General features: G+C 68.2%; 21 protein-coding genes. 8 read left to right on the top strand and 13 right to left on the bottom strand.

Annotated features, from left to right (window positions below):
• Nucleotides 1-28: 28 nt before the first annotated feature.
• The 5 genes from AX750_RS16655 to AX750_RS16675 form a co-directional block, all read right to left on the bottom strand.
• Nucleotides 29-1,894, bottom strand: coding sequence for an EAL domain-containing protein (locus tag AX750_RS16655; RefSeq protein ID WP_066724637.1), 1,866 nt, complete (start codon nt 1,892-1,894; stop codon nt 29-31).
• Between the two features lie 121 nt (nt 1,895-2,015).
• Complete coding sequence (locus AX750_RS16660; protein ID WP_066724640.1) at nt 2,016-2,579, bottom strand: VUT family protein; 564 nt, start codon at nt 2,577-2,579, stop codon at nt 2,016-2,018.
• Nucleotides 2,569-3,294, bottom strand: a complete 726-nt coding sequence (queC, locus tag AX750_RS16665) for a 7-cyano-7-deazaguanine synthase QueC (protein WP_066724642.1) — start codon at nt 3,292-3,294, stop codon at nt 2,569-2,571. The genes AX750_RS16660 and queC overlap by 11 nt, the downstream gene beginning before the upstream one ends.
• Nucleotides 3,295-3,312: 18 nt before the next feature.
• Nucleotides 3,313-4,257 (bottom strand): ribose-phosphate pyrophosphokinase, encoded by a 945-nt coding sequence (locus AX750_RS16670; RefSeq protein WP_066724645.1) that lies wholly within the window; start codon nt 4,255-4,257, stop codon nt 3,313-3,315.
• A gap of 176 nt (nt 4,258-4,433) precedes the next feature.
• On the bottom strand, nt 4,434-5,006 hold the full coding sequence (locus AX750_RS16675) for a hypothetical protein (RefSeq protein ID WP_066724648.1): 573 nt from the start codon (nt 5,004-5,006) through the stop codon (nt 4,434-4,436).
• A gap of 202 nt (nt 5,007-5,208) precedes the next feature.
• On the opposite strand from AX750_RS16675, the gene AX750_RS16680 reads away from it, so the two are divergent.
• From AX750_RS16680 to AX750_RS16710, 7 genes are all read left to right on the top strand, one after another.
• Nucleotides 5,209-5,466 carry an accessory factor UbiK family protein gene (locus tag AX750_RS16680; RefSeq protein WP_066724652.1) on the top strand — a complete coding sequence of 86 codons (258 nt, stop codon included), beginning with the start codon at nt 5,209-5,211 and terminating at the stop codon, nt 5,464-5,466.
• Between the two features lie 305 nt (nt 5,467-5,771).
• On the top strand, nt 5,772-6,278 hold the full coding sequence (locus AX750_RS16685; protein ID WP_066724655.1) for a YbjN domain-containing protein: 507 nt from the start codon (nt 5,772-5,774) through the stop codon (nt 6,276-6,278).
• Between the two features lie 121 nt (nt 6,279-6,399).
• Nucleotides 6,400-7,215, top strand: coding sequence for a pyrroline-5-carboxylate reductase (proC, locus tag AX750_RS16690; protein WP_066724659.1), 816 nt, complete (start codon nt 6,400-6,402; stop codon nt 7,213-7,215).
• A gap of 64 nt (nt 7,216-7,279) precedes the next feature.
• On the top strand, nt 7,280-8,029 hold the full coding sequence (locus AX750_RS16695) for a TetR family transcriptional regulator (RefSeq protein ID WP_066724663.1): 750 nt from the start codon (nt 7,280-7,282) through the stop codon (nt 8,027-8,029).
• A 98-nt stretch (nt 8,030-8,127) separates the two neighbouring features.
• Nucleotides 8,128-10,113: a methyl-accepting chemotaxis protein gene (locus AX750_RS16700; protein WP_066724666.1), complete on the top strand. Its 1,986-nt coding sequence runs from the start codon at nt 8,128-8,130 to the stop codon at nt 10,111-10,113.
• Nucleotides 10,110-10,478 (top strand): tRNA-binding protein, encoded by a 369-nt coding sequence (locus AX750_RS16705; protein WP_066724669.1) that lies wholly within the window; start codon nt 10,110-10,112, stop codon nt 10,476-10,478. The genes AX750_RS16700 and AX750_RS16705 overlap by 4 nt, the downstream gene beginning before the upstream one ends.
• 78 nt (nt 10,479-10,556) lie before the next feature.
• Nucleotides 10,557-11,771: a histidine kinase dimerization/phosphoacceptor domain -containing protein gene (locus AX750_RS16710; protein ID WP_066724671.1), complete on the top strand. Its 1,215-nt coding sequence runs from the start codon at nt 10,557-10,559 to the stop codon at nt 11,769-11,771.
• Here the strand turns inward: AX750_RS16710 and AX750_RS16715 are convergent.
• From AX750_RS16715 to AX750_RS16725, 3 genes are all read right to left on the bottom strand, one after another.
• A complete protein-coding gene (locus tag AX750_RS16715; RefSeq protein ID WP_066724673.1) occupies nt 11,760-13,169 on the bottom strand; it encodes an ATP-binding protein in 1,410 nt (469 codons plus the stop codon). The genes AX750_RS16710 and AX750_RS16715 overlap by 12 nt on opposite strands.
• 44 nt (nt 13,170-13,213) lie before the next feature.
• Nucleotides 13,214-13,942 carry a response regulator transcription factor gene (locus AX750_RS16720; protein ID WP_066724675.1) on the bottom strand — a complete coding sequence of 243 codons (729 nt, stop codon included), beginning with the start codon at nt 13,940-13,942 and terminating at the stop codon, nt 13,214-13,216.
• Nucleotides 13,943-14,020: 78 nt separating this feature from the next.
• On the bottom strand, nt 14,021-14,503 hold the full coding sequence (locus AX750_RS16725; RefSeq protein ID WP_245282421.1) for a MarR family transcriptional regulator: 483 nt from the start codon (nt 14,501-14,503) through the stop codon (nt 14,021-14,023).
• 226 nt (nt 14,504-14,729) lie between these two features.
• Here AX750_RS16725 and AX750_RS16730 point away from each other — a divergent pair, with 226 nt between their 5' ends.
• Nucleotides 14,730-15,617 (top strand): branched-chain amino acid aminotransferase, encoded by an 888-nt coding sequence (locus AX750_RS16730; protein WP_066724679.1) that lies wholly within the window; start codon nt 14,730-14,732, stop codon nt 15,615-15,617.
• Nucleotides 15,618-15,660: 43 nt separating this feature from the next.
• Here the strand turns inward: AX750_RS16730 and AX750_RS16735 are convergent, their stop codons facing one another.
• The 5 genes from AX750_RS16735 to uvrC all read right to left on the bottom strand — a co-directional run bounded on the left by AX750_RS16735 (nt 15,661) and on the right by uvrC (nt 20,302).
• Complete coding sequence (locus AX750_RS16735) at nt 15,661-16,746, bottom strand: DUF1176 domain-containing protein (protein WP_066724682.1); 1,086 nt, start codon at nt 16,744-16,746, stop codon at nt 15,661-15,663.
• Complete coding sequence (locus tag AX750_RS16740; RefSeq protein WP_066724685.1) at nt 16,724-17,179, bottom strand: molybdenum cofactor biosynthesis protein MoaE; 456 nt, start codon at nt 17,177-17,179, stop codon at nt 16,724-16,726. The genes AX750_RS16735 and AX750_RS16740 overlap by 23 nt, the downstream gene beginning before the upstream one ends.
• A gap of 6 nt (nt 17,180-17,185) precedes the next feature.
• Nucleotides 17,186-17,485: a molybdopterin converting factor subunit 1 gene (gene moaD / locus AX750_RS16745; RefSeq protein WP_066724689.1), complete on the bottom strand. Its 300-nt coding sequence runs from the start codon at nt 17,483-17,485 to the stop codon at nt 17,186-17,188.
• Entirely contained in the window at nt 17,482-18,093 is a 612-nt protein-coding gene (gene pgsA, locus AX750_RS16750; RefSeq protein ID WP_066724839.1) for a CDP-diacylglycerol--glycerol-3-phosphate 3-phosphatidyltransferase, read from the bottom strand. Before pgsA ends, moaD begins: the two co-directional genes overlap by 4 nt.
• Before the next feature lie 67 nt (nt 18,094-18,160).
• Entirely contained in the window at nt 18,161-20,302 is a 2,142-nt protein-coding gene (uvrC, locus tag AX750_RS16755) for an excinuclease ABC subunit UvrC (RefSeq protein ID WP_066724692.1), read from the bottom strand.
• Between the last annotated feature and the right edge of the window lie 102 nt (nt 20,303-20,404).

A 20,404-nucleotide genomic window follows, 5' to 3' on the forward strand; every position in this document is an offset into this window, starting at 1 on the left:
TCAAGCCCGTTCGGCGCAGGCCGGACGCTCAGGCGGCGGAGGCGGTGATGCCGCGCAAGGGGCGGGCGGCGCGCTCCGTCTTCGGGCCGAAGCGCTGCAGCAGTTCGCCGACGATGCCGGCGGGCAGGGCCTGAGCGTAGAGGAAGCCCTGGCCGAGGCGACAGCCGACGGATTGAAGCCATTCCGCTTGGGCCTGGGTCTCGATGCCCTCGGTGATGACCCTCATGCCGAGCCTCTTGGCGATGCCGATCATCGCCTCGACGATGACGCTGCTCTTGGTGCCGTTCTGGGCGGCGGCGACGAAGGAGCGGTCGATCTTGATGATGTCGACGGGAAAGTCGAGGAGGTGGGTCAGAGACGCGAAGCCTGTGCCGAAATCGTCGAGCGCGACACAGATCCCGCGCTCGCGCAGTGCCGCGATCGTTCGGGCGACGCCGTCCTTGCTTCGGCCCATGAAGACCTGCTCGGTGATCTCCACAACAAGATGATGCGGTGCCACGCCGGCGCGGTCCATGACCCGGACGATACGCTGGACCAGGTCGCCCTTCTGGAAGTCGGCCGTGGTCACGTTCATGCCGACATGCTGGAAGGAGATGCCGGCGCGCTGCCAGCCGGCCATGTCCGTCGCCACGGCCTGCAGCATCTGAGAGGTAACGCGGAGCGCGACCTTCGGATCGGTCATCGCGTCCTGGAACTCGCCTGCGGAGGCGATGCGGCCATCCGGGCGCAGCATCCGCGCCAAGGCCTCGAGCCCGACGATCTCGTCGGTGTCGAGGCGCAGCACCGGCTGGTAATAGGGGATGATCCGACCTTCGGTCAGGGCGAGATCGACATCGCGCTTGATCTGGAGGCGGCGCGTCATCGAGGTTCGCAACCCGTCCTTGAAACGGACATAGCCGCCGCGCCGCGTTTCCTTGGCGTGATAGAGCGCGAAGTCGGCATTCTGGCGAAGCGTTACGCTGTCCTCGCCGTCCTCGCCACCGAGCGCGGCGCCGATCGTGACGCTGGGCAGGATGCCATGGCCGTCATGATCGAGCGGGGCGGCCATCGCAGCGAGGATGGCGCAGGCCGTGGCCCGCATCTGCGCTGCGGTGGTTCCTCGTGGCAGGATCACCGCAAATTCGTCGCCGCCGATGCGATAGGCCACGGCCTCGCCGGTCACGGACTGGATCCGTCTTCCGACCGTGACGATGAGCGCGTCGCCCGCCGCATGACCCATCGTGTCGTTGGTGATCTTCAGATGGTCGATGTCGATCAGCATCAGCCCGAAATCGGGTGCCGCGGCCGCAGTCAGCCGATCGATCGCGTCGTTGAAACTGGCGCGGTTGGGCAGCCCCGTCAGCGTGTCGAAATAGGCGAGGCGATGGTTCCGGGAGCGGACCTCCTCATGCTCGATCGCGATCGCGCAGAGATGGACGCAGGTGGCGACGATGCGGTGCTCGACCTCGTCCGGACCGCGCGGCTCGTCATAGTAGAAGGCGAAGCTGCCGATCACGCGGCCGTCCCGCGCCGTGATCGGGCTCGACCAGCAGGCGCGCAGGCCGAGCGGCAGGACGAGCGACTCGAAGCCCTGCCAGAGCGGATCGGTCGCAATATCGGTCACGCAGACCGGTGCGCCGCGGAAGATGGCAGTGCCGCAGGAGCCGACACGGGGGCCGATCGGGATACCGGTCACGGCATGAGCGTAGCTTGCAGGGAGCGACGGGGCCGCGAGCGCGACCAGCCGCTGCTGCTCGTCCAGCGTGATCACCGAGCAGATGACGCCGCGCGCGATCGCCTCGGCGCGACGGCACAGATTCTCCATCACCGCGACGAGCGGCTCGCCGCGGGCGATCGTCTCCAGAATGTCGTTCTGCAGGGCTTGCAGGCGGCCGGCAGATCCGTCTTCGCGCATTGCGTGCCTCATCATGACGATAGGGCAGCTATGTCAGGGGCGCGTGAAACCGCCGTTTCGGGATTCGCTCAAATTGTCCGCAGTCGGCCACGCACCGTGGATTGCGGTGTGAAACGGCGCTTCAGGCGGCGACCAGCCCGAGCCGCTCGTCGCGACGGCGCAGCAGATGCATCAGGGGCAGCGCCAGCAGCACCATCCAGGCCTTGCCGATGATCTGGCCGCTGAGGAAATCGAGGCTGCCGAAGGCGAGCTGCAGAAAGACGATCGAGTCGACCACGAGCCCGATCACGCCGGAGGCGATGACCGCCGTGACGAAGCGGCGCTTCTGCAGCGGCGTGTAGACCGCGAAATCCGCCAGCTCGGACAGGAGGAAAGCAGCCACCGAGGCGACGACGATCGCGGACGGCGCAAGGAAGCCTGAGATCGCGGCGCCGACAGCGATGGCGCCGAGGCCGGCGGCCGTGCCGAGACGGCGCTGGACAAGGTCCCGCAGCACGAGGGCGAGCCCGATCATGAGTACACCGCTCGGGGCCTTGATGCCCGGCCAGACCGGGACGAGGCAGGGGCCGTTCGGCACGCAGACGGTGCCGGCATTGCCGATCAGCCAGTTCGCGGCAGGAATGGTCAGGGCGAAGAGGACGAGGGCGACGAGCCCTTCGATCCGGCGCTGCCGGTCAAGAGTCATGAGAAGGTCCGCTGTCGTCAGGAGCCATCAGATAGGCGGCATAGCCCTTCGCGCGCAGCTCGCAGGCGGGGCAGTGGCCGCAGCCATAGCCCCAGGGATGCCGGGTGGAGCGGTCGCCGAGATAGCAGCTATGGCTCTGTTCGACCACCAGATCGAGCAGGGGCTCGCCGCCGAGCGCACGGGCCAGCGCGAAGGTCTGCGCCTTGTCCCGCCACATCAGCGGCGTGTGCAGCACGAGCCGGCGGTCGAGCCCGAGACCGAGCGCGACCTGCATCGCCTTGATCGTGTCGTCGCGGCAGTCGGGATAGCCGGAATAGTCGGTCTCGCAGACGCCGAGCACGATGTGCTTGGCGCCACGGCGATAAGCCAGCGCCGCCGCGAAGGTCAGGAAGATCAGGTTGCGTCCGGGCACGAAGGTGGTCGGTAGGCCCGTCTCGGCGAAGGCGATTTCCGTGTCGCGGGTCAGCGCCGTCTCGGAGATCGCGCCGAGCGCGGCGAGATCGACCCTGTGGTCGGCGCCGAGGCGCTGCGCATAGAGGGGCGAGAGTGCGGGCAGCGCGTCCCGGATCGTCGCGCGACACTCCAGTTCGACACGGTGGCGCTGGCCGTAATCGAAGCCGACGGTTTCGACCGCATCGAACCGGGCGAGCGCCCAGGCGAGGGCGACGGTCGAGTCCTGCCCGCCCGAGAACAGGACAAGGGCGCGGGAGGTCATGACGCGCGCCGCCCCGGCTCAGTCGAACAGGCTGGAGACGCTGGTTTCCTGCGCCGTGCGCTCGATTGCCTCGCCCATCAACTGGGCGATCGAGATGACGCGGATGTTGCGCGCCACCTTCACCGCCTCGGTCGGCATGATGGAGTCGGTGATCACGAGCTCCTTCAGCTTCGAATTGGCGATGCGGGCGACGGCGCCACCCGACAGCACGCCATGGGTGATGTAGGCATAGACCTCGCGCGCGCCCTGCTCCAGCAGGGCCTCGGCCGCGTTCACCAGCGTGCCGCCGGAATCGACGATGTCGTCGAGCAGGATGCAGGAGCGCCCCTCGACGGACCCGATGATGTTCATCACCTCGGACTCGCCCGGCCGGTCGCGGCGCTTGTCGACGATGGCGAGCGGGGCGTCGATGCGCTTGGCCAGCGCACGGGCGCGCACCACGCCGCCGACATCGGGCGAGACGACCATGGCGTTCTTATAGTCGAGCCGGTCCTTGATGTCGCGCGACATCAGCGGCGCGCCGAAGAGGTTGTCGGTCGGGATGTCGAAGAAGCCCTGGATCTGCCCTGCGTGCAGATCGAGCGTCAGCACGCGGTCGACCCCGGCATGCGTAATCAGGTTGGCGACGAGCTTGGCGGAGATCGGCGTGCGGCCGGAGGCGCGCCGGTCCTGCCGCGCATAGCCGAAATAGGGGATCACCGCCGTGATGCGGCGCGCCGAGGAGCGGCGCAGCGCATCCGTGATGATCAGCAACTCCATCAGATGGTCGTTGGTCGGGAAGGAGGTGGACTGGATGACGAAGACGTCCTGCCCCCGCACGTTCTCCTGGATCTCGACGAAGACCTCCATGTCGGCAAAGCGCCGGACGGACGCCTTCGCGAGCGGAATGCCGAGATGGGCGCAGATCGCTTCAGCAAGCGGCCGGTTGGAATTGCCGGCGACGACTTTGAAGGAAGAGGGCATGCCGTGGCGCACCGTTGGGAACTGGGCTGGACGGCCGGCGGGCGAGCCGGCGCTGATCGCAGGGCTCTTAACAGCGGTGTGACGGCGAGTCGACCGCTGCACTGCGAAAGCGCTGTGCAATGGTTGCCAAATCGGCAGGGCCGAAGCACGATTCGTCGCGGATCAGGTGCCGTTCCTCAGAGCCTGCGGCCGCCATTCGCCGTAGAGGCGGTTCGGGCCGCCGGCTTGGGCTCCGCGCCAGCCGCCTTGGCCTTATCGGCCGGAAGAACGGCTTCCACCGCGGGAGTCGTCACCAGAAAGCTCGCAATCGCGTCCATCGATTCGGCCGCGGCCTTGGCGACGACCGTCTGGTCGATGGCCGACCAGGGATCGGACCCGCCGCCGCGCCGCCCCAGGCTCTCGCCCTGGACGCGCTGGGCGCGCTTTTTGGTCTCGTCATAGACGTCCCAGACGAAGGCGAGCGCGGTCTGCCCGTCCTCCGTCGGCTGGGCGGTGAGATAGCCGCGAACGCGGAAGCGGGCGGGCTTGTCCCCGGGGACGATCTCCATGCGCCGCTCGGCCGCGGCCTCGCCGAGCAGCCCGGCAAAGCGGGTCGTCACGGCATCGGGGGCACCGGAAATGCTCTGAACCGAGACAGGGACACCCGGCGCATCCACGCGGGGGCGCGCGGCCGTGGTGGTCTCCTGGCAACCGCCCAGCGCGAGCGCCAGGGCCACCCCGACAACCGGAGTGCTCAAACGAACGATCATCGACGCCTCCCGCTTGTTCTGGATCGCTGACGGGTTGGTGTTTCGCAGTCCCTGCGCCGTGTTTCTAGGCCGTTGTCTTCCGCAGGTCCAGACGAGCCGGTTGCGGCGCCTGCGCCGTGCGTCGCGTCCCATTTGCGGGAGGCGGCGTCCTCCCCCATATAACGCCATGCCGGCCCCGACGGGCCTTTGTCCGGAGAGCCCCATGGTCACCACCAGCAGCCGCATTCTCGACGACATCGCCCGCCTCGCCACCGACGCCGCCGGCGCCGCGCAGGGCGTGCGCCGCGAGGTCGAGACCGTGGTGAAGACTCAGATCGAGCGCCTCCTGCGCGATCTCGACGTCGTCACCCGCGAGGAGTTCGAGGCGGTGCGCGAAATGGCGCTGCTCGCCCGCGAGGAGAACGACCGGCTTGCGGCGCGCCTCGCCGCGCTCGAAGCGGCGGCCCAGCCCAAGTCCTGAGCGGACCCGCTGCAGCGGGCGGCGTCCACAGCCATGTGCTGTGGACAGGGGCGGGTAGGGATTGAGCCGTCCCCCGAATCCGCCGAGCGTCGGCCGGTGTTGGGCGTGTCACACGCCCTGCGCTAACGTCGGTGAAGAAATTGATTCGTCGGTCCAACCGCTTAGGTCGGGCCGGGCGGAGCGTGGCATCCGGTTTCCGGCCGGCGCCGCGCCTGTGGGTTGCGTCCTTCAGCTTTCCTGTCGCCGTGTTCCCGTTCTCGAACGCGCCGGCCCGCCTGCGGCGGTCGGCAGTTGGACCCAAGGACATGATGGATCTCGAACTGGACGCAGAACTGGATCGGCCCTCCAACCCGCTCGACCTGATCGAGCGTCTCGCCGCCCTCAACAACTGGAGCTTCGACCGCGACAGCGACGACGAACTGTCGGTCGCCGTTTCCGGAGCCTGGTCAGACTACCATCTCGCCATCACCTGGCTGGAGGAGGTCGAGGCGATCCACGTCGCCTGCGCCTTCGACCTCAAGGTCCCCGAGCGCCGGCGCGGCGAGGTGCTGCAGCTCGTCAGCCTCGTCAACGAGCAGCTCTGGGTCGGGCATTTCGACCTTTGGAGCTCCGAGAACGTGGTGATGTACCGCCACGCGCTGCTGCTGTCGGGCGGGGCCGAGCCCACCGACGAGCAGGCCGCGGCGCTGATCAAGGCGGCGATCGACGCCTGCGAGCGCTATTTCCAGGCTTTCCAGTTCGTGGTCTGGGCCGGAAAGACGGCGAAGGAGGGGCTCGAGGGCTCGCTGCTCGAGACGGTCGGCGAAGCCTGACGCCTGGGCTTCGTCATGGTCGGGCTTGACCCGACCCTCTCCCGCCGGAGACTGCTGGCCATGAGATTCTCGGGACGAGCCCGAGAGTGATGTCTGTCGCCGAAAACTGCGAGAACCCGCCATGACCAGTCCGCTCCCCCAGACGCTCGTCCTCATCGGCGCCGGCAAGATGGGTGGCGCGATGTTGGAGGGCTGGCTGAGGATCGGGATGAATCCCGCCGGCATCAGCCTGATCGACCCGAAGCCGTCCGACGAGATGGTCGCCCTCGCCACCGAGAAGGGCATGGCGCTCAACCCCGATCCGGCCTCGCTGACCTCGGTCGAGGTCCTGGTTCTGGCGACGAAGCCGCAGATGCTCGACACCGCGGCGCCCGCCGTCCAGGCCTTCATTCGGCCGCAGACGCTGCTCATCTCGATCCTCGCCGGCAAGACGCTATCGGACCTGTCGGCGCGGCTACCCAACGCGACCGCGATGATCCGGGCGATGCCGAACCTGCCGGCCTCGGTCCAGCGTGGAGCCACCGGCGCCGCGGCGGGGCAGGGAGTCACCGGCGCGCAGCGCGCCATGGCCGACGCCCTGCTGCGCAGCATCGGCACGGTCGAATGGCTGGACGACGAGGGGCTGATCGACGCCGTCACCGCTGTCTCGGGCTCAGGGCCGGCCTATGTCTTCCATCTGGTCGAGTGCCTCGCCGCGGCCGGCAAGCAGGCGGGCCTGCCCGCCGACATTGCCGAGCGCTTGGCGCGGGCGACGATCGAGGGGGCAGGCGAACTGCTGCACCAGTCGCCGCTGTCGCCGGCGACGCTGCGCCAGAACGTGACCTCGCCGGCCGGGACGACTGCGGCCGGGCTTTCGGTGCTGATGGGCCCGCTGGAGCCGCTGATCGTCGAGACGGTGGCTGCCGCCAAACGTCGCGCCGGAGAGCTTTCGGGCTGATCGGCCTTTCGGGCGCCGCGATCGCATCCTAGGTTGGTCGCAGGACCGCCGAAGGAGAACCGCCATGGCTTCCGATCCCCTCTCCGCCGACTCCGTCACCGAGGCTTCCGCCGCTGCGCCCGCCGATCCGCGCCGGCAGGCCGTCGAGGCGCTGATGCGCCTGGCCGCGACCCGCCCCTGGGATGAGATCGAACTGGGCGATATCGCTGCCGAGGCGGGGCTGACGCTGGCCAAGCTGCGTGGCCTGTTTCCCTCCAAGCTCGCGATGCTCGGCGGCCTGGCCCGGATCGTCGACGACGCGGTGCTGGCCGATGTTTCGGACGACCTCGCCGGGGAGCCGGTGCGAGAGCGGCTGTTTGACCTGGTGATGCGACGGCTCGATGCGCTGGCGCCCTACAAGGCCGGGCTGCGGCGGATCGCACCGGTCATCCGGCGCGACCCGCTGACCATGGCCGCGCTGAATCGCGGGGCCGTCAACTCCTGGCGCTACATGCTGGCCTCGGCCGGCATCCCGACCGAGGATGGGCTGGGGCCGGTGCGGGTGCAGGGGGCGGTGCTGCTGATGGCTCGCGTCACTGAGGTCTGGCTCCAGGACGACGAGCCGGAGCTGTCGCGGACGATGGCGCGGCTCGACCGCGAGCTGAAGACGGCGGCCCGGATCATGGCGCGGGTCGAGGACGTCCACCGGCTGACGGCGCCGCTGCGCGGCCTCGCCCGGGCGCTCTGCTCGGGGCGCCGCCCGACCGTCCGGCGGCGCGAGCGCTCGGACGAGAGCCTGCGGCGCGAGGGCGAGGATTTCGCCCCTGCGATCTGACGCAGGTTTAAGGAATGCGGTTTCCGCTTCCTTAGCGTTAAGCGGGCATTAGCCATTTTTTGCGACCCTTGCGAATCTCGTTTCGCAGGGGTTTGCGCATGTCGCTGACGAAGAAGCTCGCCACCTTGTCGATCAGCCGCTCCTTCGCGTTGATCGCAGGTCTCGCCGTGGTCATAGCTGTCGGAAGCGTCGGTTACACGCTGACCGAAGCCCGCAACGAGATGATCGAGCTGAAGCGGCAGGAGGTTCAGAACGCCACCGACATCGCGCGCACGACGGTGGAGTTCTATCGCGACAAAGCCAAGAAGGGCGAGATCCCGGTCGCCGATGCCCAGAAGCTCGCCATCGATGCGGTGGCGGGCGCGCGCTTCGACGACGGCAACTACTTCTTCGTCTACACCTTCGACGGCGTCAGCGTCACGCATCCCCGCGCCGACATGATCGGCAAGAACCTGATGGGTCTCAAGGATCCCGCCGGCAAGCCGATCGTCCAGGAACTGCTGTCGATCGCCAAGGCCGGTGGCAAGGGCGGCTATCTCGACTTCCTTTGGGTCAAGCCCGGCGACAAGGAGCCCACCAGGAAGATCGCCTATGTCAGCGGCATCGCCGACTGGAACTGGGCGGTCGGCACCGGCCTGCATGTGCACGATGTCGATGCCAAGTTCCTCGGCCTGATGGGCGATGTCGCCAAGGTGCTGGTGCCGCTCGGCCTGCTCATGCTCGGGCTCGTGATTGTCCTGAGCCGCCGGGCCTCGACGATGCTGACCTCGCTCTCGGGCACGATGAACGCCCTCGCAGCTGGCAATCTCCAGACGACCATTTCCCATCAGGAGCGGCCCGACGAGGTCGGCCAGATGGCGCGTGCGCTGGTGGTCTTCCGCGACGCCGCCGTCGCAAAGGACGCGATGCAGGCCGACAAGGCGCGGGCCGAACAGGAGGCGGCGGCCCATCGCGATGCGGCCGACGGTCAGCGCCGCCGCAGCGAGGCCGAGAGGGCCGAGCTTTCCCGGACGCAGGAAACCGTCGTGGCGGCGCTCGCGACGGGCCTCGAGCATCTGGCGGAGGGCGACCTGACCTACCGCATCAACGCGAACTTCGGCTCCGACTACGCCAAGCTGCGGGACGATTTCAATGCCGCGATCGGCAAGCTGCAGGAGACGATGCGGCAGATCGCGACGAACACCGAGAGCATGAAGGCGGGCTCGATCGAGATCAGCCAGGCGGCCGACGACCTCGCCGGGCGCACCGAGCAGCAGGCGGCTTCCGTCGAGGAGACGGCGACGGCGCTGGACGAGCTGACCGCAACCGTGCGGCAGACGGCTGAGAGCGCGCGCCAGGCCAATCAGGCGACGACCCAGGTCAAGGCGGAAGCCGAGCAGTCGACCGCGATCGTGCGCGATGCGGTCGTGGCGATGGGCGGCATCGAGAAGTCGGCCGAGGAGATCTCGCAGATCGTCGGCGTGATCGACGAGATCGCCTTCCAGACCAATCTTCTGGCGCTGAACGCGAGCGTCGAGGCGGCCCGCGCGGGCGACGCCGGCAAGGGCTTCGCAGTCGTCGCCTCCGAGGTGCGGGCGCTCGCCCAGCGCTCCGCCTCGGCGGCCAAGGAGATCAAGGAGCTGATCGCGGCCTCCAACAGCGAGGTCGAGAAGGGTGTGACCTTGGTCGGCCAGACCGGCAGCGCCCTGCAGCGCATGGCCGACGAGATCAGCCGTGCCACCGGCCTCGTTTCCGAGATCGCCAGCGCCGCCCAGGAACAGGCGTCGGGCCTGCAGGAGGTCAACACGGCCGTGGCCGAGATGGACCAGTCGACCCAGCAGAACGCCGCCATGGCCGAGCAGTCGACCGCCGCCGCGCATTCGCTCTCGCAGGAGGCCGACCGCCTGGCCGCGCTGGTCGCGCGCTTCCAGCTCGGCGGCGATGTCGCGGGCTTGAAGGCAATGGCGCGCACGATGCAGGCCGCCGTCGCGCCCGCGCCGCGCAAGGCCGCGCCTCCGGCCGCACGGCCCGTGGCCGCTGCCGGCGGCAGCGCCGCGCGGAAGCCGGACATGAGCGCGCATGACAAGGGGTGGGCCGAGTTTTGAGCGGCCCCTCGGACAGCGCCGCGCCGGCCGCCACCATCGGCTTCGACGATTTCCTCAAGGTCGACATCCGCGTCGGCACGATCGTCGAAGCCTCGCCCTATCCGGAGGCACGAAAGCCCGCGATCAAGCTGGTGATCGATTTCGGCGGCACGATCGGGCTGAAGAAGTCCTCGGCGCAGATCACGAAGCACTACACCTGCGAGGATCTGCCGGGCCGGCAGGTGCTGGCGGTGGTGAACTTCCCGCCGCGCCAGATCGGCAAGTTCATGTCCGAGGTGCTGACGCTCGGCGTGCCCGACGAGCAGGGCGAGGTCGTGCTGATCGGGCCGGGGCACGAGGTGCCGAAGGGCGGGCGGCTGTATTGAGGGCCGCGGGTGACGCGCTGGACAATCGGTCCGCGGTCACCCATATGCGCCGCGCCAAGGTGAGCGGAGGCGCAGGGATTGCAGATCGAGGAGACCCCGGCGGGCGTGCCGGATGAGCCGGTGCGCCGGGACGAACTCGCCTATCGCCTTAAGCAGCAGAGACTCCTTGCTGAATTCGGCCGGATGGCGCTGCGCGAATCCGATTTGCCGGCGCTGCTGCAACGTGCCACCGAACTCTGCGCGGACGGGCTCGACGCGCCGTTCTGCAAGGCGCTCGAATTCCTGCATGATCGTCGCGTGCTGCTGATGAGGGCGGGTGTCGGCTGGCGGCCCGAGGAGATCGGGCAGGCGACGCTGGGCGCCGACCTCGAATCGCCGGCGGGCTTCGCCTTCCAGACCGGTCAGCCCGTCCTCTCCAACCACCTGACCGAAGAGACGCGCTTCCGCACGCCGACGCTGCTGGCGGCCTATGGTATCAGGCGGGCCGTCAATGTGCTGATCGATCTCGGTGGCAAGAATGACGGGCCCTTCGGCGTGCTGGAGGTCGACAGCCCCGATCCGGGCGATTTCGACGAGGATGACGTCACCTTCCTCTATGGCTGCGCCCGCATCCTCGGCGCGGCGATCGAGCGCAACCGCTCGGACACGAAGCTGCAGAAGGCGGTCGAGCGCCAGGCCATGCTGATGCGGGAGATGAGCCACCGCATCAAGAACAGCCTCGGCGTGGTCAGCGGCCTCCTGCGCATCAATGCCAGCAACGTTGCCGACCCGGCCGCCAAGGCGCTGCTGCAGGACGCAGAAAACCGGGTTCTGACCATCGCCCATGTCCACAACCATCTCTGGCAGGGCGAGCGCATCGGCGAGGTCAATATCGGCGAGTTCCTGCGCGAGCTGTGCAAGTCGCTCGGCGGCTCGGTCGAGGGCGTGACGATCGGCTGCGAGGCCGATGACGTGGTCATCGACGCGGATTTCGCGATTCCCGTTGGGTTGATGGTCAACGAGCTCGTCACCAATGCGGTGAAATACGCCTTCGACCCCGGCGGTCCCGGCGCTGTTGCAGTGCGCCTCACGGCCCGCGAGCAGGAGCTCAGCCTCAGTGTCGAGGATGACGGCCGCGGTCTGCCGCCGGAGTTCGATCTCAACGCGTCGCGCAAGAGCTTCGGCATCCGGGTCATCACCAGCCTTGCCCGCCAGCTGCAGGGAGAGCTGCAGGCCGAAAACCTGCCGCGCGGTTGCCGCTTCTCGCTGGTCTTCCCACGGCACAAGCCGGAGCAGGACAGCTCAGACGGGTAGTCGTACCGTCGCCCGCAACCCGCCGAGCGGCGAATCCGCCAACATGATGTCGCCGCCATGGGCGCGGGCGATGTCGCGGGCGATGGCGAGGCCCAGGCCCGTGCCGCCCGAATCGACGTTGCGGGCCTCGTCGAGGCGGAAGAAGGGGCGGAAGACCTCCTCGCGCTGGTCGGCCGGGATGCCGGGGCCGTCGTCGTCGATCATCACGATCAGGTAGCGCGCGTCATGGGTGGCGCGGATGGCGATGCGGTCGCCATAGCGCGCAGCGTTGGAGACCAGGTTCGTCATCAGGCGGCGGAAGGCGTCGGGCCTGACCACGACCAGCGGGTCGCCGACCACGGTCAGCTCGGTCTGGTGGCCTTGGCGCTCGGCGTCCGATTTCAGCTCCTCGAGCAGGCCGCGGATGTCGGTCTCGACCGCGGTCTCGCCGGCATCGCCGCGGGCGAAGGCGAGATAGTCCTCGAGCATGCGGGCCATTTCGTCGACATCCTTCTCCAGCGCCTCGATCTCGGAGGAGCGCTCGAGCAAAGCGAGCGAGAGCTTGAAGCGGGTCAGGATGGTGCGCAGATCGTGGCTGACGCCGTTGAGCATGGTCGTGCGCTCGCCGACCGCGCGCTCGACGCGCCGCTTCATCTCGATGAAGGCGTTGCCGGCGCGACGGACCTCGCGGGCGCCGCGCGGGCGGAACTCGGCGTCGCGGCCCTTGCCGAAGGCCTCCGCCGCATCGGCGAGCTTGAGGATCGGCCGGATCTGATTGCGCAGGAACAGAACCGCGATCGTCAGCAGGATCAGCGAGGTGCCGAGCATCCAGAGCAGGAAGATGTGGCTGTTGCTGGCGTAAGCGGAGTTTCGCCGCGTCAGGATGCGCATCACGTCCTTGTCGAGCTTGATGCGGATTTCGATCAGGCTGGAGCGGCCGACCGTGTCGAGCCAGAAGGGCCGGGCGACCTGCTGCGCGAGCTCGGCCGAGAGCGCGCTGTCGAGCAGCGAGAAAAAAGGGCGGGGCCCCGGCGGCGGCAGGTCGGAATCTGGGATGATGTCGATGTCCATGCCCAGCCGCTCGGCCGCGATGCGCGAGAGCACGCTGGTGTCGGCGTCCTGCGGATAGCTCTCATAGACGTCTATCATCGCGGCGATGTCGGCCGAGACAGCCGAGGACAGGCGCTGCGTCACGGTCTGCCAGTGCCGCTCCATGAAGACATAGGCAATGACCGACTGCAGCAGCACGACGGGCGCGATGACGATGACCAGCGCGCGCGGGTAAAGCCCTTTGGGCATGTAGCGAGCGATGGCGTGCAGCGGGCGGCCGGCGACCTTGAGCCAGGGCTTCAGCCGGTCGTTGGCGCGCTTGCGCCAGCACGCGCCGAGGGCGGAGGCGCGTGTCAGGCCCGATCCCATCGTCTGCGCCAAGCCCCTGCGACGCGTGCCGGGCGGGACCGGCGTCACGTCCGGTCGGTCACGAGGCGATAGCCGACGCCGCGCACGGTCTGGAGATAGAGCGGATCGGCCGGATCGCGCTCGATCTTGCGGCGCAGCCGGTTCATCTGGACGTCGACGGTGCGGTCATTGGCGGCGGTACCCTGGGCCGCCAGCTCCTCGCGGGGCACGACCTCGCCGGCGCGTTCGGCCAGCGCAGTCAGGATCTCGCGCTCGCGCTCGGTCAGGCGGATCGGTTCCTCGCCCTTGCGCAGCTCGCCGCGCGACAGCCCGTAGAGGAAGGGGCCGAAGCGGACGAAATCGGGCCGCGGGCCGGACTGGGCGGTTTCCACCACGATGGTGCGCTTGAGGATGTTGCCGAGGCGCAGCAGCAGTTCCCGCGGCTCGAAGGGCTTGGCGAGATAGTCGTCAACCCCGATCTCGAGCCCGTTGATGCGGTCCTTGCCGTCGGCGCGGGCGGTCAGCATCAGGATCGGCACGGCCGAGTCGATCCGGAAACGGCGGGCGAAGTCGAAGCCGTTCTCGCCGGGCATCATGATGTCGAGGACGATGGCGTCGAAGACCAGCCGCGCCAGGCGCTGGTCGGCGTCGGCGGCGTTGGCCGCGGTGGTGACGCGATAGCCATTGTCGCCGAGGAAGCGCGCCAGCAGGTCGCGCAGGCGGCGATCGTCGTCGACCACCAGGATGTGGGGCGCCTCGTCGGGGAGGGGCTTTCGCGCCGGCTGTGCGGCCATGTCTCGTCCGCCTCGATCGTCTTCTTCGCCTGGGTCCGCATACCGCCGCGGCGGCGTCCCGGGCTCCTGCCGTGGCCCTCACCGCGGCGCGGCGAGGAAGCCCTGCACCTTGTGGCGTTCGGCGGGATCGATCAACCCCGAGAGGTAGAGCGCGACGGTCTCGGCCGCCTCGGGGGCGAGATCGGCGAGCGCCGCCTGGATGCGCTGGGCCTGCAGCCTGACGAGCCGCAACGCCAGATCCTGCCCCGCGGCCGTGGCATGGAGATGACGCTGGCGCTTGTCCTGCACGCCGGTGCGCTGCTCGACGAAGCCGGTCTCGACCAGCTCCTTCAGGACGCGGTTGAGGCTCTGCTTGGTGATCTTCAGGATGTCGAGCAGTTCGGCGATGGTCAGTCCCGGCCGGCGCAGGACAAAATGCAGCACACGGTGATGCGCCCGGCCGAAGCCGTATTCGGCGAGGATCAGGTCAGGGCCGCCGACGAAGTCGCGATAGGCGAAGAAGAGCAACTCGATCAGGTCATAGGGGACCGCCGCATCCGGCGCGGGAGCGGCAGCGGCCATGGACCGGGCCTGCGTCTGCGGCATCGAATCCGTCCTGCGAATTACGTCAGTGATGTTGACATATCTCAGACGGAAGATTACCGGTCAAGCGCGCCTGACGACGGATTATGTCGCGAGACGATGTTGCAGCGCAGTATCATTCCGGTCCGCGCCTCTGCCCGCCATGGTGACGGGGTCTGAGGCGCCAAGGGATCAACCGGACCGGACGTGCCAAGAGGAGCACCCCATGTCAGTCATTCCTTTCGACCAGCGCGACGGCGTCATCTGGTTCGACGGCAAGCTCGTGCCGTGGAAGGACGCGAAGATCCACGTACTGACCCATGGGCTGCATTACGGTTCCTGCGTGTTCGAGGGCGAGCGCGCCTATGACGGCGTGATCTACAAAGGCACCGAACATTCCCAGCGCTTCCACAAGTCGGCCGAGATCATGGATTTCACGATTCCCTGGTCGGTCGCCGAGCTCGACGCCGCCAAGGAGCTCTGCCTCAAGGAGAACGGGCTGAAGGACGCCTATATCCGCCCGGTCGCCTGGCGTGGCTCGGAGATGATGGCGGTGTCCGGCATCAACAACACGATCCATACCGCCATCGCGGTCTGGGAGTGGCCGAGCATGTTCGACATGGCGCAGAAGCTGAAGGGCGTGCGCCTCGACGTCGCCGCCTATCGCCGGCCGGACCCGGCCTGCGCGCCGGTCCATGCCAAGGCGGCGGGGCTCTACATGATCTGCTCGCTCTCCAAGCACAAGGCGGAGCGCGCCGGCTATGCCGATGCGATGATGCTGGACTGGGAAGGCCATGTCGCCGAATGCACCGGCGCCAACATCTTCTTCGTCAAGGATGGCGTGATCTACACACCGCTGGCCGACCGCTTCCTGAACGGCATCACGCGCCAGTCGGTGATCGATCTCTGCCGCCAGCGCGGCTTCGAGGTGGTCGAGCGGCGTATCCGTCCGGAGGAGCTCGAGGGCTTCAGCGAGTGCTTCATCACCGGCTCGGCGGCCGAGGTGACGCTCGTCTCCGAGATCGGGCCCTACTCCTTCCTCACCGGCAATATGGGCAAGGTGATCATGGAGGATTACTCCGACGCCGTGCGGCCGAAGTCGAAGGCGGCGTGACCACAGGCCGTCATGCGCGGGCTCGCCCCGTGCATGACGGCGGTTAGTTGGCGGCGCGCTCCTGGCTCCGGAACAGCGTGATCCAATCATCGCCAGGAAGCAGACGGCACTCGCTCATCTCGCTCCACTGGAGGACGGCGAAGCGCTGGCCGTTCCAGCCATAGGAGCCGGAGCTGCCGCAGTCGCCGAGCCCGCGGGCCTTGGCGTAGAAGGTGATCTGGCCGGTTTTCGGGTCGAAATCGGCATTGACCAGCTCGCTGGCCGTCTTGCTCGTGTCCCCTTCGAAGGGGGCCGGTTTCGCCTTGGCGACGTCGCGCCCGGTCACGAGCCAGAACTGGCTCGAGACATTGTAGGCGCCGCGCGAACAGGCGATCGCGACGAGCCTGAGCGTGCCGTCCAGGGCCCAGGCTCCGTCTGCATCGCTCAAGCCGTCCGGCGTGTCCTCGCAGGAATCGGGCTCCCGGCGGTTGGTCTCGGTCCGCATCGCCTTGATCAGCGCTGCGGCCTCCGCCTTGGAGAGGGGCTTGCCCGCGGCCGGGCGGCTGGCGATCATCGGCACGGGAGGCGCGGTCGGCGCCGTGCCGTTCGTGCCCTTGCGGATCAGGGCGGACGGCGTGTTGAGCCGGCCCTGCCGCTCGTCGATCCAGAGCATGGCGGCGACCGAGCCGGCGAGCGACACCTTGAATGTGGACGACTCGATCGACGCCGTCAGCGTCGTCGCCTTGCGCGCCGCGGCGATCAGGGCCTCCGCCGTTGCCGCCGGAATCGCGATCTCGGCCACCTCGCCATCGACGCTGCTGGCCTGCAGGGGCTGCCCCGCATTCGGAAAGGGCTGGCCGTCCAGCGCGAGTGCGATGGTGAAGTTCTTCTTCAGCTTCTGGGCACGCAGCTTCAGCGCCAGGGTCGGGACGCCATCGGGGCCGGCCGGACGGTCGAGCCGCAGGAAGGCGATCTCGTCGTCGGTCTCGGCGGGCAGCGACAGCGCCGTGCAGGATTTCGTGTTGTCGCAGCCCGCGACCCAGTCGCGGAAGGTCTTGATCGGTCCGATCTGTGCCTGCGCCGGCATCGCCAGGCTGAGCGTCAGCGCAAGCGCGGCGAGCTTTGTTCTACTCCCATCGCCGAGCCGCATCGTCGTCCTCCCCCTTCGCCTCGACCCAGCCGCCGATGCGGCCATCGATCAAGTGCTCACGCTTCCAGAACGGGGCGCGGGTCTTGAGATAGTCCATCATGAAATCGGCGGCTTCAAAAGCGGCGCGGCGATGGGCGGAGGTCGCGATCACCAGCACGATCTGCTCGCCCGGCGCCACGCGGCCATAGCGGTGGATCGCGAGAAGACCGAGCAGCGGCCAGCGCGCGGCGGCGCGCTCGGCAACGCGGGCGATCTCGGCTTCCGCCATGCCGGGATAATGCTCGAGCTCGAGCGCGGCGAGCGTGCCGCCCTCGTCGCGGCAGAGGCCGGTGAAGCTGACCACGGCGCCGATGTCACGCCGGCCGGCGGAGAGCGTCGCGATCTCGGCTGCGAGGTCGAAATCCTCCCGCTGGATGCGGACGATCGGGGTCATGGGAGGTCAGCCGCCCGTCATCGGCGGGAAGAAGGCGATTTCGCGGGCGCCGTCCAGGCTCGCGCCCGGCTTGACATGGGTCTGGTTGATGGCGGCGCGCACCAGCGTCTCGTCGGCGAAGGCGGCGGCATAGCCCTCGTCGCGGGCCTTCAGCCAGCGCACCAGGTCGAGCACGGTGCCGACATCCTCCGGCAGGACGATCTGCTCCTCGGCCTGGCCGACGCGCTCGCGCACCCAGGCGAAATAGACGAGCCGGACCGTCCGCGCCTGCGCGGTGGAGGCCGTTGTGGCGGAAGACTGCGTCATGAGCCGCGCGCGTCCTCGTCGACCATGTGCCGGATGCCGGCGTTGAAATAGTCCCAGCCGGTGTAGATCGTCAGCGCCGCCGCGATCCAGAGCATGACGATGCCGATCTGCGTGTTGTAGGGCAGGACGCTGTCACCTGCCGGGCCGGCGACGAGAAAGCCGAGTGCCAGCAGCTGCGCCGTCGTCTTCCATTTCGCGACCTTGCTGACGGGCACGCTGACCTTGAGGTCGGCGAGGAACTCGCGCAGGCCCGAGACCAGGATTTCACGGCAGAGGATGACGATCGCCGCCCAGATCGCCCAGCCCTTGATCGTCTCGGTGTGGACGAGCATCAGCAGGAGCGCGCAGACGAGCAGCTTGTCGGCGATCGGATCGAGCATGCGGCCGATGGCGGATTGCTGGCTCCAGGCCCGCGCGATCCAGCCGTCGAGATAGTCGGTGACGGCGGCGGCGACATAGACCGCAAGCGCGATCCAGCGCACCCAGTCGTCCTTCGGCCAGAACAACAGCCCGACCAGCGCCGGAATCGCCAGGATCCGGCCGTAGGTGAGCAGGTTCGGCAGGGACCAGGGCCCGCGCCGCCTGATGGCGTCTGGAAGAATCGTCACGGAAATCACCAAAGCAGCCGCCCCGTGACAGCGTCAACACGCAATGCGGCGACAATGCCGTTCGTTGTCAGCCATCGTGAAAATAATCATGCACCGCCTTGGCCGTGGCGGCGTTGACGCCGGGAGCGCGCATCAGATCGTCGAGCTTGGCACGCTTGATCGCCTTCACCGTTCCGAAATGCAGCAGCAGGGCGCGCTTGCGCGTCGGGCCGATACCGGGGATCTCGTCGAGCGGGTTCTTCATCGTATCCTTCTTGCGCCGCGCCCGGTGCGTGCCGATGGCGAAGCGGTGCGCCTCGTCGCGCAGACGCTGGATGAAGTAGAGCGCCGGATCGCGCGGGGGCAGCTTGAAGGGCTCACGGCCTGCCATGTGGAAGGTTTCGCGCATGGCGTTGCGATCCTCGCCCTTGGCGATGGCGACGAGGGGAATGTCGGCGGCTCCGAGCTCAGCCATGATCCGACGCGCCGCCTCGAACTGGCCTTTGCCGCCGTCGACGATGACGAGGTCGGGGCGTGAGGGAAAGCTGTCGTCGTCGGGTTCGGGGGGTGCCGCGGATCGATCGATCCCACCCGAGCCCTCATCCTGAGGAATGCCGTCAGGCGCGTCTCGAAGGATGCTGGTCGAGGCTCCGTCGTCCGCTGGAGCGTCCTTCGAGACGCCCGCTGGTTCGGCCTCCTCAGGATGAGGGGTGGAGGACAGAGAAATCCCCGCTTCCTTCGCCAGCCGCGCGAAGCGCCGCTGCAGCACCTCGCGCATCATGCCGAAATCGTCGCCGGCGATGGTGTCGGACGAGATGTTGAAGGTGCGGTAATGGCTCTTCATGAAGCCGTCCCGGCCGGCGACGACCATGCCGCCGACGGCGTTCGTGCCCATGATGTGGGAGTTGTCGTAGACCTCGACGCGGCGCGGCGGCCTGGCGAGTCCGAAGGCGGCGCCGAGCGCCGCGAGTAGCGAAGTCTGGCCGGCATTGTCGGCGAGCTTGCGTGAGAGCGCCTCGCGGGCGTTCTTGCGCGCCATCTCGACGAGGTCGACGCGCTCGCCGCGTTTGGGATTGGCGATCTCGACCTTGCGGCCGGCGCGTGCGGAGAGTGCCTGGCCGATCAGCTCGATCTCCGCCAGCTCGTGCGAGAGCAGCACAAGGCGCGGCGGCGGCTTGTCGTCGTAGAACTGGGCCACGACCGAGGCCAGCACCTCCTCAGGCGTCAGGCTGCGGTCGGCACGCGGGAAGATCGCGCGGTTGCCCCAGTTCTGCTTGTTGCGGAAGAAGAAGATCTCGACGCAGAACTGCCCGGCCTGCTCGTCGATGGCGAAGACGTCCGCCTCCTCGACGCCCTGCGTGTTGATGTCCTGCCCGGCCTGCACGGCCGAGAGCGCCGCCAGCCGGTCGCGATAGCGCGCCGCCTTCTCGAATTCGAGCTCTTCGGCCGCCTCTTGCATGCGGGTCGAGAGCAACTGTTTGACGTTGGAGGAGCGGCCCGAGAGGAAGTCGCGCGCCTGGCCGGCCAGCGCCTGATAGTCGGGGATCGCGATCTCGCCCGTGCAGGGGCCGGCGCAGCGCTTGATCTGGAAGAGCAGGCAGGGACGCGTGCGGTTCTCGTAGAAGGAATCGGTGCAGGAGCGCAGCAGGAAGGCCTTCTGCAGCGCGTCGATGGTCCGCTCCACGGCCCAGACCGAGGCGAAGGGGCCGAAATAATCGCCCTTGCGCTGCCGCGAGCCCCTGTGCTTGGCGATCTGGGGCGCCTCGTGGTCGCCGCTCAGCAGGATATAGGGGAAGCTCTTGTCGTCGCGCAGCAGCACGTTGTAGCGCGGCCGCAGCTGCTTGATCAGGTTGGATTCGAGCAGCAGCGCTTCGGTTTCCGTCCCCGTGGTGACGAACTCCATATTCGCCGTCTCGGCGATCATGCGGGCGACGGCATTGGTGTGGGCCATGCCGCGCGCGTAGGCCGTGACCCGGTTCTTCAGGTTCTTGGCCTTGCCGACATAGAGCACCTCGCCGGCGGTATCGAACATCCGGTAGACGCCGGGCTTGTTGGGCAGATGCTTGGCGAAGCCGGCGATGACCTCGATGCCGTGCTTCAGCGCCCCAGGCGCGGTCTCGCCGAGATCAAGCGCCGGCGTCGGCAGGGCCTCCTCGGCCTCGGGTTCGGGGGCGGCCCCGGTGTCCGGCAGGTCCTCTTCGGGCGGGGGCTGGGTCGGTTCGCGATTCATCGCTCGCATGTAGGATGCGCGGGGCGTTTCGTCATGTCAGCAGTCGCGCTCGGGCACTGAAGGTGGCCGCTCCCAAGGGAGCTCGCTTGATCACAATGGCCC

Origin of the sequence: Methylobacterium sp. CCH7-A2, assembly GCF_001557075.1 — a bacterium.
Taxonomy (GTDB): Bacteria; Pseudomonadota; Alphaproteobacteria; order Rhizobiales; family Beijerinckiaceae; genus Allobosea; species Allobosea massiliensis.